Origin of the sequence: Chryseobacterium pyrolae (assembly GCF_025153485.1) — a bacterium.
Lineage (GTDB): Bacteria > Bacteroidota > Bacteroidia > Flavobacteriales > Weeksellaceae > Chryseobacterium > Chryseobacterium antibioticum.
The window spans coordinates 52,226-67,457 of sequence record NZ_JANZQH010000001.1; the positions used below are offsets into that span (position 1 = coordinate 52,226).

The window sequence follows — 15,232 nt, forward strand, 5'->3', positions numbered from 1 at the left end:
ATGAAATTCAGAACTGAAGTTGACATTCCAAAGTCGGAGAAAAAGATAGATGTTGAAGATAAAATATTTTCAATAGGGTCTTGTTTTGCTTCAGAAATGACAGACTTGTTGGGACAGGGGCAGCTTCAGACCGTTAATAATCCCTTTGGGACCATTTTTAATCCTTTTTCGATCAGTAATGCGGTCAAAAGGCTCCATGATTCAGAATTTTATGACGAGGAAGAACTGATCACTTTTAACGAAGAATTCATTTCACTGGATCACCACAGCAGCTTTGATACACGGTACATCCATCAGACTCTGGATAAGATCAATGCAGGAATAGAAGAAGGAAACCGCTTTCTGCAGGATGCCGGTTGGGTGATTATTACCTACGGGACTTCATTTATTTATGAATTTATCCCCAAGAAAAAACTGGCTGCCAACTGTCATAAGATTCCACAGAAATTTTTTGAAAAAAGACTGCTTTCCCATCAGGAACTTACAGATTCCATCTACAATACGGTGTTAAACCTGAAAGATATCTGCCGGGATGATGTACAGATTCTGTTTACAGTCTCTCCTGTACGCCATACAAAAGATGGAATGATTGAAAACCAACTGAGCAAATCTAAACTGATCACTGCCGTTCATGAAGCTGTTTCACAGCTGGAAAATTGCCATTATCTTCCTGTTTATGAAATATTGATGGATGATCTGCGTGACTATCGTTTTTATAAGGAAGATATGATTCATCCTACTTCACAGGCCGTCAATTACATTTTTGATAAGTTTGGAGAAGCTTATTTTTCTGATGAGACTAAAAGTTTTATTAAAGAAAATTTTAAGATTAATAAAGCGCTGGAACACAGAACCGAAGATGAAAAGGATCCGAAATATATAGAGTTTAGAGAAAAGCTGAACGAAAAAATTGAACTTCAGAGGGAAAAAGTAAGGCATGAAATTTTTTCAAATGATTGATTTTACGAACCTCAATTATCTGAAATCCGGAAATAAAAAGCAAAAAAGAGCTTACGAAGTTCTTGAAAAATATAAGGTTTTTGAGAAATTAAAAGCCTATTCGCCTGTTTTGGCGGGAACAATTCCTATAGAGATCGATATTGAAAACAGTGATCTGGACATTATCTGTGAGATAGATCTTCAGTTTGAAGAGGAGTTTTTGGATGATATTAGGTCTAGCCGGTTAATTCCGACAGACGCAGAGGTGAAAGTTGAAAATATGATGATCAATGGAGAGAAAAGTATGGTTGTGAATTTCATGCTGGAAGAATTTCAGGTCGAAATTTTCGGACAGGATAAGCCATCTCTTGAGCAGAATGCTTACCGTCACATGCTTGCTGAATACAGAATATTACAGGAACAAGGAGAAGAATTTAAACATAAAATAATAGAACTGAAGAAACAGGGAATCAAAACTGAGCCTGCTTTTGGCCTGTTGATGGAGTTAGAAAACCCTTATGAAGATCTATTGAAATTTTAAGAAAATGATTGATACACATACCCATTTATACGCAGAAGAATTTGATGTAGACAGAAAAGAGGCCATTCAGAGGGCTGTAGATAAAGGAATCACGAAGTTTTACCTTCCCGCTATTGATTCGGAATCGCATGGAAAAATGCTTCAACTGGAAACAGAATATCCTGGACAGATCATCTCTATGATGGGACTTCATCCATGCTACGTAAAACCTGAATCCTGGGAAAAAGAACTGGAAATAGTTAAAAATTACCTTGATCAGAGACGTTTTCCTGCGATAGGGGAGATCGGAATCGATCTTTACTGGGATAAAACAACATTGGATATTCAGGTTAAAGCTTTTGAACAGCAAATCGACTGGGCTATAGAAAAGGATCTTCCTATTGTTATTCATACCAGAGAAAGCTTTGATGAAACATTTGAAGTGCTCGAAAGAAAGAGACACCCGAAACTTCGCGGTATTTTCCATTGCTTTTCAGGAGATCTGGAGCAAGCCAAACATGCAATAGATCTTAATTTTATATTGGGAATAGGAGGGGTTGTAACATTTAAAAATGGGAAGATCGATCAGTTTCTGAATGAAATTCCTTTGGATAAAATTGTTCTGGAAACAGATTCCCCATATCTTGCTCCGGTTCCGCACAGGGGAAAAAGAAATGAAAGCTCATATCTTGATCTTGTAGCGGGAAAACTAGTGAATATCTATGGGAAAGACTTTTCAGAAATTGACCGATTAACTACGGAAAATGCTGAAAAAATCTTTGGGAACTAATCATTTAAGATGAATAAGATTTTAACCTATACAAAAGACGGCAAGGCAAACAGTTTAATGATGTTTGCCGTTTATTTTGTGATTAATCTTCTATTTCTGACCAAGTATGGCATCCGGCAATCTGTCGTTCCGCTCAGTATTTTAATTATTGCATTTGCAGCATTACATTTTTCGATGTTTTTTCTGAGAAAGAATCAACTGTTGGAAAAAAAACTAAATGAAAAGTTAGTTTATCTGCTGACGGGGCTTTTTACTGTTGTTTATATTGCATTATGCCATCTCTTAAAAGATCCGTATAAAATGAATATAGACCGGTGGCAGACGCTCAATTTTTCTCTAGAGTACTGGACCCACGGGAAATATATTTATGATACGCCCAATTTTATGGGGAACTTATCTTCATATCTTCCGGGGCAGCTGTTGCTGGCTCTTCCATCTTATCTTTTAGGAAATGTAGGTTATCTTCAGGTGATGGCTTTTTTGCTGTTTTCCTATACCATTCTGCTTGAATTTAAAAGCAATCTGATCAGGTTCACAGCGATACTGATGCTGGGGATATCCCTGTCTTATATTTATGAAGCGGTTTGTAAGAGTGATTTTATCGCCTCTTTTATTTTTGTAGCTGCATTTATCCTGTTCTGGCACAATAAGTTTAAAGATAATTATTTTCAAAAACCGGTGCTGCTGGGTATTAGTCTGGGCATTTTATGTCTCACCCGAAGTGTGGCTGTTATTCCTTTAATTATTTTTTTAATGAAGCCCTTTTTAGCTACGGATATCAGCCGCAAAATAAAAACAGCATTGGCCTTTTTGCTTACCATAACTGTATTATTGCTTACCGTGTTTCTGCCGGCTAAGAATCTTGATTTTATTCTACAGCATAATCCACTGACTTTGCAGGGACAGAGCAATAAATTTGTCATGTTGTTTTTTCTGGTGGCAGCCATAATTTTATCATTTAATGTTAAAAAAATAAGTGACGTATTTTATTTTTCAACATCCATTGTTTTTCTGATTATGCTCTGTTTTGTTCTTGAGAAGTATCTTGTTCTTGGATTTGGTTTTCAGCATAACCTTTTTTCTACAACTTATTTGGCGAGTTGTCTGCCGTTCTGTATAATTTCGTATTGCCTGTCAGTTCGTAAAGAATTGAAAAGATTAGTATAAAAATAAGATTAGATAATTATACATAGTAGATGAGATGAGAATATCTAAAGAAATACAATTTTATGGTTATGTAGGATTCCTGGGAATCGTTTTGTTATATATCATTGCCCAGTTGTATGTCAAATCACATCTTCCTGAGCTTGGATGGACCGTGTCAGACTGGTTGATCAATTATGAAGATGGAGGATTTAAAAGAAGGGGATTATCCGGTAGTATCTTCTTTCTTATTCAGGATAGCTTAAAGATATCACTTAATACACAGGTCTTTTTAATTCAGGCCTTTTTCTTTATACTTATTTTCTATTTTTTGGTCCGCTTACTCGTATCCAAAAAGCTGAATTGGGATATTTTGATATTACTGTGTTCACCGCTTTGCTTTTTGTTTATTCCTGTTAATATTTTTAATTCAGGAAGGAAGGAAATTGTTTTAATAGCCCTGGTTTTGTTTTTTGTTTGTGGAAAGCAGAGTGAATTAAAAAAATACATACTTTTCATTGGCTTTATTGCCGGATTATTTCTGCATGAGCTATTTTATTTTTATTTACCTTTTGTCATAGCTGCTTATATTCTCAAGACTCAAAAGGTTGATTTAAGATATTTAGGAAGTCTTTTTGTAGCCTCTACATTAGTTGTTGTTATATTGTTCGTTTGGGGCGGAGAAATTAATCAGGGGCAGTCATTAGAGCTTTTAAAGCATCGGGGTGTTCAGTTTACAAAGTTGAATATTTTCACTTATGACGTGGTTAAGGAAAGAAAAGGAATGATCAATGCTTATCAGTCGTATATTCTGTTTGGCTTGGAATTGCTGTTTATGATATTCCTGTCTTTTATTTTCGTGAAAAAATATCTGCCTCAGAGCGTTAAGAGCTTTGGAATTTTCGTGCTGATTTCTTTGGCATGGGTAAGTCCCGTTTATATTCTGGGAGCAGACTGGTTCCGCTGGAATCACATTTATGCATTTTTACTTATTATACTCATCATTATTGCTTTGCCTGATAATGATCAAAAAATACCATGCGTAGAAGGAAAGTTCAATCTTTCATTGGTAGCTGTTATGATCCTTTTCTTCATTGTTTTTTTCCTTCATATCCAATATGACAGTTCGGGGAACTCAAAAGATTTCTGGCTGCAATATACAAAGGGCAGGGTATAGGATCTGCTTTAAACTTCAATAGAATCAGGTAAGGACATATTATAAGGTGAGAATCTTTTACATGAAAATCTTTACGGGAAAGTAATTGAATACCACATAAAAAAAAGCCCTTTCAATCGAAAGGGCTTTACTATTATTTTTTTCTCGTGAAATTCTTATTCTTAGGTTTCGTAAACCCGGTAGGAGCACTGCCAGCTGGCTTATTGCTGTTGCTCTGAGGTTTTGGAGATCTTGGAGGTCTCCTGTCGCCACCTCCGGAAGAAGGCTTGTTATTCGAGTCTCTTTTCTGCGCTATAAGATTATCAGTATGGAAAGGATGCTCTTTTATCACAGGAATTTTTTTCCCGATCAGTTTCTCCGTATTTCTTAAGTTTAAAAGATCCAGGCTGTCTACGAAAGAGATCGAAGATCCTTCGGCTCCGGCTCTTCCCGTTCTTCCGATTCTGTGAACATAGGTTTCAGAAACGTCGGAAAGTTCAAAATTGATTACATATTTCAGCTCATCGATATCAATACCTCTTGCAGCGATGTCTGTAGCGACCAGAACCCTTGTTTTTCCGTTCTTAAAATTATTCAGGGCATTCTGTCTCGCATTTTGAGATTTATTCCCGTGAATAGCCTCTGCTGAGATATTATCTTTCTGCAGTTTTCTTGCAATTTTGTCTGCGCCGTGTTTTGTTCTGGAAAATACCAGTACAGAATCTGAAATATCATTCTCTAAAATATGAGAAAGAAGATCCAGCTTGTTTTCTTTGTCTACAAAGTAAACCGATTGTTTGATTGTTTCTGCAGTGGAAGAAACCGGAGTAACTTCTACTTTTACTGGATTGTTCAGGATAGAATCTGCCAGTTTCTGAATCTCAGAAGGCATGGTCGCAGAAAAGAATAACGTCTGTCTTCTCTGTGGAAGAAGTTTAATCACTCTTTTTACGTCATGTACAAAACCCATATCAAGCATTCTGTCTGCTTCATCAAGAACAAAGATTTCAATGTTCTTTAAGCTGATAATACCTTGAGCGATAAAATCGAGAAGTCTACCAGGAGTTGCTACCAGGATATCGATACCTCTTCTAAGAGCAGCTTCCTGATTCCCTTGCTTTACTCCTCCGAAAATAACGAGTTGTTTTAGCGGAAGGTATTTTCCGTATGCGTTAATATTTTCCTCGATCTGGATGGCAAGTTCTCTTGTCGGCGTTAAGATCAAGGCCTTTATATGATTATTTTTGGTCTTGTTTTTTGATAAATTCTGCAGAATAGGAATAGCAAACGCCGCTGTTTTTCCTGTTCCTGTCTGTGCACATCCTAAAAAGTCGCTACCTTTTAAGATTTCAGGGATAGATCTCTCCTGAATGGGCGTTGGGTTCGTATAACCCTGTTCCTGAATTGCTTTTGCAATAGGTTCTATTAAGTTTAGGTCTGTAAAATTCAAATGAACTATTTTTTTAATTTAAAATAAAATTCCCTCAATGTGAAGGAATTATATGGTACAAAGGTAGTCTAAATATTTTTAAGCGGATCATTTTACTTTTGCCCACTGTTGGTTATGTCTCAGGTCTTCAATGAACAGATAGACTTCCCTCAGTTTTTCACTTCCTCTTTTGCCGTAATCTTCTACATTTTTGGAAGCTCCATCCTTAAAGTTAATTCTCAAATAGGACGTTGAAAGATCCGTGATATTTCTTGTTCCGTACTTGTCTTTCAGATTTTTAATATCCAGGCCATTCAGTAGCGAGACCAGTTTGTTGTAATCTCCTTCTTTGATGACCGCTCTAAAAGTTCCTTCACGGGGCTTTGAGAATTCGCCTTTCGAAAAATCTTTGGCGAAATTGAAATGCTCTGCTTCCAGTACGGCCGTCCGGTCCGGATTGATGGTCATTGTGAAAATAGGGCAGGATCCAAAACATGCGCCGGCCTGGTATTCAATTGTAGTGTATTTCGAATCCGTTTTTTGTGTCGTGCACGAAAATAAAAATATAAATGCACAAAGGCTTAGTATATATTTCATAATAGATGGTTTCTCTGTTTTGTTTCAATAATTATTCCAAATAGAAGCGGCTTCAGGATTGAAGCTACTCCAGAGATGAAACGCAGCAGCCTTTGGTGAATGATAATCTTAAAAGTACAGAATCATGATCCTTTGATTCATAATACTTTGTTCTCTTTTTTGAGGAGTTATAATAAGAATAACTCTTTATTTCTCCTTTTGTGAACAGTATTTTATTTTTATAGAACAGAGGTTCCATATCATAGAGAATGTTGTTGTTGAAATCCTGATCACTGTTGGTAATGTCCAGTTCAATCACTCCCAGATTCGTTTTCACTTTCTGATTAAGAATAAGGTTGTATGTATAATGAATCAGATCGTTTTCTGCTCTCTTTTCAACCAGTTCTAAAATATGTTCAGTTTTTGCTTTTTTCCTTTTTTTGATGTCTGCAATTTCAGATTCCAGAGGAATGTCACCTTTAAAATAATCAAAATTTCCGGGTTTAACCTCCTTGCTCTCATCCTTGATCAAAACAGGAAGTATAGGATTGGTGTCTTTACTTAAATTATAAATAAAGCCATTTCTGCTGTTGTTATAAGATAGGACAGACAAATCCGTATCACTGATGAAATACTGAATATCCTCACTCACTTCATTGCTTGTACCCTGATCTTTGATCTTATCATAGGTAAGCGTATACTTTACCCTTTTGTTGAATTCATACTTAAAAAATGCCTTATCATTTAAAGGCGCCAGTTCATCTGTTTTAGATGTTTCCACGAATGAATCACTATCCTGAGCGTAAGCTGAGGCAGGTAGAAGAAATGAAACAAAAATAACAGCAGGTGCTGTTATTTTCTTTAATGAGTGTATCATCTTTTATCCGTGTAGTTTTTTCCAGATTGCATCTTTCAGTTCTACGAGGCCTTCTCCAGTAACACCGGAGAAAAATAGCGGCTTTTTGTTTTCCGGGAATTCAGCAGAGATTTCTTTTTTCAGTTCTTCATCCAAAAGATCGGCTTTTGAAATAGAAACGATGAAATCTTTATCCAAAAGTTCAGGATTATATTCCGTTAATTCATTTTCCAGAATTTTAAACTCCTGAAAATGGCTTTCAGAATCAGCTGGAATTAAGAATAAAAGGATAGAATTTCTTTCAATATGTCTTAAGAATCTGTGTCCTAAACCTTTTCCTTCAGCAGCACCTTCAATGATTCCCGGAATATCAGCCATTACAAATGATTTGTAATTTCTGTAATCCACAATCCCAAGATTGGGAGTCAGTGTGGTAAATGCGTAGTTGGCAATCTTAGGTTTTGCTGCAGATACAGAGGCTAGAAGTGTAGATTTTCCGGCATTTGGGAAACCAACCAAACCTACATCGGCCAAAATTTTAAGCTCAAAAACCACGTAACCTTCCTCACCATCCATTCCTGGTTGTGCATATCTTGGCGTCTGATTGGTAGAAGATTTGAAATGTTCATTTCCTTTTCCTCCTTTTCCTCCAAGCATTAAAGTGATTTCCTGTTTGTCTTCAAGAATTTCGCCGATAATTTCTCCTTCCTCATTTTTAGCGATAGTCCCGATAGGAACATCGATATAAATGTCAGCACCGTCAGCACCGGTCAGCTGACTTTTCGCTCCGTTTTCCCCCCGGTCTGCTTTTATGTGACGGGTGTATCGAAGTGGTAGTAAAGTCCATTCCTGAGCATTCCCTCTCATGATGACGTGTCCGCCACGACCTCCGTCGCCTCCATCCGGACCACCTTTAGGAATATATTTTTCACGGCGAAGGTGGGCAGAACCAGCACCTCCGTGTCCGCTTTTACAATGGATCTTTACGTAATCTACAAAGTTAGACATATAGTTTGTGTTGCGGGTTGCGGGTTACGGGATTCGAATTCTTCCAATCCCGTAACCTATATCCCGATTATTTAATTTTTTCGACTTCAGCGAAAAGTTTTTGAGAAATCTCATCAATTTCTCCTACGCCGTTTACTTCAACATATTTTCCCTGTTGCTTGTAAAGTTCAGCTACTTCTGCTGTTTTAGTATAGTATTCTTTAATTCTGTTTTCAATGATCTCTACATTGCTGTCGTCAGATCTTCCGCTGGTTTCACCTCTTTTCAGAAGTCTTTCCACTAAAGTTTTATCTTCAACCACCAAAGATAGGCAGATATCAATTTTGTCGTTCAGTTCCTCATCTACGATTTTTTCCAAAGCCTCTGTCTGAGCAGTCGTTCTTGGGTAGCCATCAAAGATAAATCCGTTGGTATCGGTTGGCTTTCTAAGCTCCTCGATCAGCATATCCGTCGTTACTTGATCCGGAACCAATTCTCCCTTATCGATGTAAGATTTAGCCAGTTTTCCAAGCTCGGTATCATTTTTCATGTTGTATCTGAAAAGGTCACCTGTTGAAATCTGTTTTAAATTGAATTTTTCGATCAGGTTTTGAGCTTGTGTTCCTTTTCCACTTCCTGGAGGGCCGAACAGAACAATGTTTATCATAATGTTGATTCGCTTGCAGCTTTCAGCAATAAGCTTTCAGCCTTTAGCTTTTTTAGTTAATATTTACTTTATTTCGATTTAATATTTAAAGCTAATGGCTAATAGCCAAAAGCTAGTAGCAATAATTAATGGTTGATCTGTCCCTCTTCCAACTGATACAGATTCGCAAGGTTTCTTCCTAATTCATCATAATCAAGTCCGTAACCAAGGACAAATTTATTTGGAATCTCTTTTCCGATATAATCCAGTTTAAAATCTTTCTTGTATACATCAGGCTTTAATAAGAAAGAAGCCAGTTTTACAGATTTCGGACGCTGGGTTTCTGTGAAATATTTGAATAAGCTTTCAACGGTATTTCCAGTATCTACGATATCTTCAACAAGAATAATGTGACGGTCTTTCACATCTTTCGTTAGTTCCATTTTCTGGTAAACGATTCCTGTAGATTCAGTTCCTGCGTAAGAGCTCATTTGGATGAAAGCAATTTCGCATTCGCCCGGATAGTATTTTAAAAGATCTGAGAAGAACATGATCACTCCGTTCAGAACCCCGATGAAAACAGGAACTTCATCCTTGTAATCTTCATAAATCTTTAAAGCTGTTTCTTTTACAATTTCCTGAATCTCGGCTTCCTTCAGATAAGGAACGAAAGTTTTGTCGTGAACTTTAATGCTTTCCATAAAAAATTTTAGTAGTCGGCAAAGTTACGTTTTTTTGATTAAAATCTTTTCTACTTTTATTGCGGATTTCATAATGACTCATTTAAACGAGATGTACTGGAAATAATGCGGGTCAAAAATCTGTGATTCCATCCAATTATACCATTAAATCTAGGATCTATAACTTTTGCAGAGAACGGAATTCCAGTCCGGCGGATGGGAGGTCCCTTAGAAGTATTGGAAAAATCCATATGTTTTTTATCAGGAAAATGTAATATTTGGAAATTTCCTATCTTTGTACTTCCAAAACCCAATGATAAAGACATGTAGGATTTAATTTCTTTCCGATTTTACCAAACAGTAACCCATGTGTTGCTGATGTTTAACTATTACTAAGAAAGAAATTATGATGGTACTACAAAGTATATCCTACGGGTTTCCCGGGGGAGACCTCCTGTTTAATTCTATCCATTTATCAATACAGTCTCATACAAAATCAGCACTAACCGGAAGCAATGGTGTAGGAAAATCTACGCTTCTGAAGATCATTGCCGGAGAAATTCAACCACTAGAAGGAAACGTAACGGTCAAAGGTGATCTGTATTATGTTCCGCAGATGTTCGGAAATTTTGATCATCTTACGATTGCAGAATGTCTTGGGATTGACAAAAAACTGAATGCTCTTCACCAGATTACCCATGGTGAGGTAGACGACGAATATTTTGAAACTTTAAATAACGACTGGGATATTGAGGAACGATGCCAAAATGCCTTACAATACTGGAAACTAGAAAACTTAAACTTAAATCAAAAACTTGAAAGTTTAAGCGGCGGACAAAAAACAAAAGTTTTTCTGGCAGGAATTCACATCAATCAGCCTGATATTATTGTACTCGATGAACCTACGAATCATCTTGATCTGGAAGGTAGAAAACTCCTGTATGATTTTATTAAACAAACAAATTCAACTGTGGTTATTGTCAGTCACGACAGAATATTACTGAATCTTGTTGATGTTATATTTGAATTAAGCAATCAAGGGATTTCGACTTATGGAGGAAATTATGATTTTTATGCTGAACAGAAAGAAATAGAGCAGCATGCACTGAACAACGACATTCATTCTAAAGAACTTGCTCTGAAAAAGGCAAAAGAAAAAGAACGTGAGACGTTGGAAAGAAAGCAAAAACTGGATGCAAGAGGAAAACAGAAGCAAGAAAAGTCCGGTGTGGCAAGGATCATGATGAATACGTTGCGCAATAATGCTGAAAAAAACACTTCCAAATTGAAAGATATTCATGCTGAAAAGATCAATGATATCTCGGGAGACTTGAGGAGTTTACGTTCATCATTGAAAAATTCTGATCATATGAAAGTAAATTTTAATCATTCTGACCTGCATTCCGGAAAACTCTTGATTGCAGCAGAAAAAGTTAATTTTAAATATGATGAAAAATTATTGTGGAAAGACCATCTAAATCTTGATATCAGAAGCGGTGAAAGGATTTTGATCAAAGGATCCAATGGTTCCGGGAAAACGACTTTAATACAACTTTTATTGGAAAATCTGAAGCCCTATGCCGGAACAATTTCAAAATCAGAATTTAATACCATTTATGTAGATCAGGAATATTCTTTGATTGGTCAGGACGTGACTGTTTATGATTTTGTCCAGCAATTTAATGATAGTGCAATGCAGGAGTCTGAAGTGAAGACTTTACTATCCAGATTTTTGTTCGGAAAAGAAACCTGGGCTAAAAAATGTGGGGTATTGAGTGGAGGGGAACGGTTGAGACTGCTTCTATGCGGGCTTTCAATCAGCAATAAAGCACCGGATATGATCATTCTGGATGAACCAACAAACAATTTAGACTTGCAAAACGTAGACATTCTCACGAATTCGATCAAAAATTATCAGGGAACCTTGCTGGTGATTTCTCATGATGAGACCTTTCTTGAAGAGATTGGAGTGGGGAGGGAGATTGTTTTGGGTTAAATAATGTTCTGTTGGATGTTTTTTATGCTCCCGCAGATTTTACGGATTTCGCTGATGCTTGTGCTGTATTTTTTATTGAGTTTAGATGTAAACCTTATAGGTTTCTAAAACCTATAAGGTTCGGGTGGAGGGATGGTTTCTCAGTTGTTCGTAAAGATTTTATGTATTATTTTAACTGAACATCAGGAAGTTTATAATTCCCAACAACTTCTATTAAATGGGAAGAGTTATTTTTTAGATTGTTGAAAAATTTCTCCATATTTTCTTTATAGCCTCTTTCACTTATGGCGAAAAGTAAGACGCCTTTGCTTCCATTGACCGTAATCACCTTATAACGGTATATATTTCTTTCTGCAATGAGTATTTCCTTTCCATCTTTCGAGTTTTCACTCATGAGAAAGTCTACAATATATTCTCCCTTATTTTCATATGTTTTATAATTGACAACCGGATTCGATTGCTTCATTTTTTCAAGTTCGCTTACTTTCTGATCAACTACATCTTTAAGATCGAAATCTCCCTTTACAAATTCGATCAAAGTTAATGTATTGTATTTTTCAATATTTTCATTAGAACTTAAGTATTCCTGTTTGTAATAATTTTCATTGGGATGAGAACTCCAAACTAAATTATAGGTCTTGTTATCCATTTTAATGGGTCCGGGAATGCTTAAGTAATCGATAGTTTTATTCTGAGCATGTAGCGAAAATGTTATGAGGGAAAATAGTGCGATAAGGAATTTAATTTTTTTAGTCATAATTTTTTAGTGTTTTTGTTATAATGATCAAATATATAATAATTTAAAAAATGAGAAGAGGAAGTAAACTTGAAAACTTCAAAAATAATTTAATATTGTGCTTTTGTTGGAGTGAAATTATTCCCGAATTTTTTCTGTTGCCAATCACAAAGATTTCTATGTTAATATGCAAGAACAGCTACGTAATTTGAGAACGATCAAAGATCTCCCACAGATTTTACAGATGACACCAATGGCTGTGTTATAAATGTTTTGAAATCCATTGCAATATTTCATTGAAGATCTCTTCTCTGATTTCCTCATTCAATATTTCGTGGCGCATTTCGGGATAAATTTTAACGTTGATGTCTTTAAAACCATCCTGTTTTAAATAATCATCCGTTTTCATAACACCTTTGCTGAAATCACCGATTGGATCATTCTGTCCGCTGACAAACAGAATAGGGAAGGACTTGGGAATAGAAGCGGCCCAGTTTCTTGCCGTAGCTTTTTTGTAAATACTGAACAAGGCATAAAAAGCATTATTCGTAAAAGGAATTCCACAGAGCTCATCTTCAGTAAATGCTTTTCTATTGGCAGGATTCACGCTTAACCAGCTTGTGTCGCTAAAATCTTTGTCTTTTTTAAAACGTTTATTATTGACAGTATTGAAAAGAGTATTGAGATAGGTAAGATGATGAGGCGCCATTTTGTTGGCTAACGAGAGATAACCATTGATCAGATTGATACCGGCCAAAGGACCTCCGGTTCCTGTAATAATGGCTCCATTTAATTTGCCACTAGCTCTTTGAAGAAGACAGCGTGTAACGAATGATCCCATGGAATGTCCAAGAACAAAGTGAGGAACATCCGGATATTGTTGTATAAGATAATCACCCATTGCATCAGCATCTGAAATAAGCTTTTCATCCGGTTGATCCAGCTGGAAAAATCCGATATCTTTTTTATCCTTCACTGATTTTCCGTGACCCAGATGATCATAGGTGAGTACAGCGAATCCTCTGTCTGCAAAATAGCTTGCTATTTCAGCATATCTTCCGCTGTGTTCCTGCATGCCGTGGATGATCAGTAAAGTGGCTTTTACGGGAACTTCATTGGGAGTGAATAAAGTGTGGAAGAGCTTTACTTCGCTGGTGGAGGATGGAGAGAAGTAGGAGGATTTTTGTGATGATCTCATGGTGTGGAGGAGCTTTGGTTATTTCAGAGAATAATCAAAGATACAGAATTAATCAAATTCATTTTGAAGAGTATTTTCCTGATTTTATTTGTTCACTGATGAAAATTATCAAAATAGTCGCCTAATAGTATTGTATGAAATTACTTTTAAAAAATATTAGACCCATAATTTGCCCACCCTATTTTTAAAAAGTAATTTTGCATGAATCTAAAATAAAAGTAAAATATGTCAACTTACGTAGTTGTAGGTCTTCAGTATGGAGATGAAGGTAAAGGAAAAATCACGGATGTTTTATCAGCTAAATCGGATTATGTTGTTCGTTTCCAGGGAGGAGACAACGCGGGTCACACGGTTTATGTAGGTGAAGAGAAATTTGTTTTGCACCTTCTCCCTTCAGGAGTTCTACAGTGCAAAGGGAAGTGTATCATTGCGAACGGAGTAGTGGTAAACCCAAAATCTTTCATTAAAGAGGTTGGCCAGATTGAGAGCAAAGGCTTGAAAACTGACCACATTTTTATCAGCAGAAGAGCGCATGTCATCATGCCTTACCACATTCTTTTGGATACTTATCGTGAAGAAGAACAGGGAGGAACTCAAATCGGAACGACTAAAAAAGGAATCGGACCTTGCTATGAAGATAAAATTTCAAGAGTAGGGATCAGAATGATCGACCTTTTAAATCCTGAAATTTTAAGAGACAAAATTGAGAAAAACTTAAAACTTAAAAACTCTCTTTTCGAAAAATATTACGGAAAACCGACTTTAGACGTTGAAGAAATTTACAACGAATTTTTAGAGCTTGGAAAACAGCTTCAGGACAGAATCGTTGATACGGAAGTTGAATTGAACGAAGCCATCAGAGACGGGAAAAACGTTCTTTTTGAAGGAGCTCAGGCATTAATGCTGGACATCGACTTCGGAACTTATCCGTATGTAACTTCATCTTCTCCATCTACTGGAGGTGTTTGTACAGGAGCAGGAGTTCCGCCTACATCCCTTCAAAACCTTATCGGTGTTGCGAAAGCATACTGTACAAGAGTAGGAAACGGACCTTTCCCTTCTGAATTAGATAATGAATTAGGAGAAAAGATCAGACAGATTGGAGGTGAATTTGGAGCTACAACAGGCAGACCAAGAAGAACAGGTTGGTTAGACCTTGTTTCTCTGAAGCATGCTTGTATGATCAACGGGATCAATAACCTTGTGATTACTAAATTAGACGTTCTTACAGGAATCGAAAACTTAAAGATCGTAACTCATTATAAAACGGAAGACGGAAAAATTATCGATTATTTCACTTCTTCAACTGAGAAATTATACAACTACGAACCTATCTACCAGGACCTACCAGGTTGGAAAGAAGATCTTACCAAAGTAAGAAGCTACGACGAACTTCCTGACAATGCTCAGAAATATATCGAGTTCATCGAGAAATACCTTGGAATCAACGTATACTTGGTTTCTGTTGGCCCTGAAAGAAGCCAGAACATCATCCGGAAAGAATTATTCTAAATTCAGAATAAAATAAAATAGAAAAGAGACTGTCACATGACGGTCTCTTTTTTTATAAACATCCGGTA

15 protein-coding genes are annotated in these 15,232 nt (G+C 36.5%); 7 read left to right on the forward strand and 8 right to left on the reverse strand.

Features of this window, described 5'->3' with window-relative positions; all coding sequences use genetic code 11:
* Genes NZD88_RS00265 through NZD88_RS00285 form a run of 5 tightly spaced genes read left to right on the forward strand, consistent with a single transcriptional unit; the run spans position 1 to position 4,569 of the window.
* Positions 1-960: a GSCFA domain-containing protein gene (locus NZD88_RS00265; protein WP_259826528.1), complete on the forward strand. Its 960-nt coding sequence runs from the start codon at positions 1-3 to the stop codon at positions 958-960.
* A complete protein-coding gene (locus tag NZD88_RS00270; protein WP_259826529.1) occupies positions 938-1,480 on the forward strand; it encodes a DUF4269 domain-containing protein in 543 nt (180 codons plus the stop codon). The genes NZD88_RS00265 and NZD88_RS00270 overlap by 23 nt, the downstream gene beginning before the upstream one ends.
* Before the next feature lie 4 nt (positions 1,481-1,484).
* The gene (locus NZD88_RS00275) at positions 1,485-2,249 is read left to right on the forward strand and encodes a TatD family hydrolase (RefSeq protein ID WP_259826530.1); all 765 of its coding nucleotides are present in this window, start codon (positions 1,485-1,487) and stop codon (positions 2,247-2,249) included.
* Positions 2,250-2,258: 9 nt separating this feature from the next.
* On the forward strand, positions 2,259-3,416 hold the full coding sequence (locus tag NZD88_RS00280; RefSeq protein WP_259826531.1) for a hypothetical protein: 1,158 nt from the start codon (positions 2,259-2,261) through the stop codon (positions 3,414-3,416).
* Positions 3,417-3,450: 34 nt separating this feature from the next.
* On the forward strand, positions 3,451-4,569 hold the full coding sequence (locus tag NZD88_RS00285) for a hypothetical protein (RefSeq protein WP_259826532.1): 1,119 nt from the start codon (positions 3,451-3,453) through the stop codon (positions 4,567-4,569).
* Between the two features lie 133 nt (positions 4,570-4,702).
* On the opposite strand, the gene NZD88_RS00290 is transcribed toward NZD88_RS00285, so the two are convergent.
* From NZD88_RS00290 to NZD88_RS00315, 6 genes are all read right to left on the reverse strand, one after another.
* Entirely contained in the window at positions 4,703-5,998 is a 1,296-nt protein-coding gene (locus NZD88_RS00290; RefSeq protein ID WP_259826533.1) for a DEAD/DEAH box helicase, read from the reverse strand.
* Positions 5,999-6,085: 87 nt separating this feature from the next.
* Positions 6,086-6,574 carry a DUF6438 domain-containing protein gene (locus NZD88_RS00295; protein WP_259826534.1) on the reverse strand — a complete coding sequence of 163 codons (489 nt, stop codon included), beginning with the start codon at positions 6,572-6,574 and terminating at the stop codon, positions 6,086-6,088.
* A 64-nt stretch (positions 6,575-6,638) separates the two neighbouring features.
* Positions 6,639-7,430 carry a hypothetical protein gene (locus NZD88_RS00300; RefSeq protein ID WP_259826535.1) on the reverse strand — a complete coding sequence of 264 codons (792 nt, stop codon included), beginning with the start codon at positions 7,428-7,430 and terminating at the stop codon, positions 6,639-6,641.
* Positions 7,431-7,433: 3 nt separating this feature from the next.
* Positions 7,434-8,417, reverse strand: a complete 984-nt coding sequence (gene obgE, locus NZD88_RS00305) for a GTPase ObgE (protein ID WP_259826536.1) — start codon at positions 8,415-8,417, stop codon at positions 7,434-7,436.
* A gap of 67 nt (positions 8,418-8,484) precedes the next feature.
* Complete coding sequence (locus NZD88_RS00310; RefSeq protein WP_169235056.1) at positions 8,485-9,063, reverse strand: adenylate kinase; 579 nt, start codon at positions 9,061-9,063, stop codon at positions 8,485-8,487.
* 125 nt (positions 9,064-9,188) lie between these two features.
* A complete protein-coding gene (locus NZD88_RS00315; protein ID WP_073332962.1) occupies positions 9,189-9,743 on the reverse strand; it encodes a phosphoribosyltransferase in 555 nt (184 codons plus the stop codon).
* Positions 9,744-10,128: 385 nt separating this feature from the next.
* Here NZD88_RS00315 and NZD88_RS00320 point away from each other — a divergent pair, with 385 nt between their 5' ends.
* Positions 10,129-11,718, forward strand: coding sequence for an ABC-F family ATP-binding cassette domain-containing protein (locus NZD88_RS00320; protein ID WP_259826537.1), 1,590 nt, complete (start codon positions 10,129-10,131; stop codon positions 11,716-11,718).
* Positions 11,719-11,884: 166 nt separating this feature from the next.
* Here the strand turns inward: NZD88_RS00320 and NZD88_RS00325 are convergent, their stop codons facing one another.
* On the reverse strand, positions 11,885-12,475 hold the full coding sequence (locus NZD88_RS00325; protein WP_259826538.1) for a hypothetical protein: 591 nt from the start codon (positions 12,473-12,475) through the stop codon (positions 11,885-11,887).
* Between the two features lie 241 nt (positions 12,476-12,716).
* The gene (locus NZD88_RS00330) at positions 12,717-13,652 is read right to left on the reverse strand and encodes a lysophospholipase (RefSeq protein ID WP_259826539.1); all 936 of its coding nucleotides are present in this window, start codon (positions 13,650-13,652) and stop codon (positions 12,717-12,719) included.
* A 225-nt stretch (positions 13,653-13,877) separates the two neighbouring features.
* Between NZD88_RS00330 and NZD88_RS00335 the strand changes: the two genes are divergently transcribed.
* Positions 13,878-15,164 carry an adenylosuccinate synthase gene (locus tag NZD88_RS00335; protein ID WP_259826540.1) on the forward strand — a complete coding sequence of 429 codons (1,287 nt, stop codon included), beginning with the start codon at positions 13,878-13,880 and terminating at the stop codon, positions 15,162-15,164.
* The last annotated feature ends 68 nt before the right edge of the window (positions 15,165-15,232 follow it).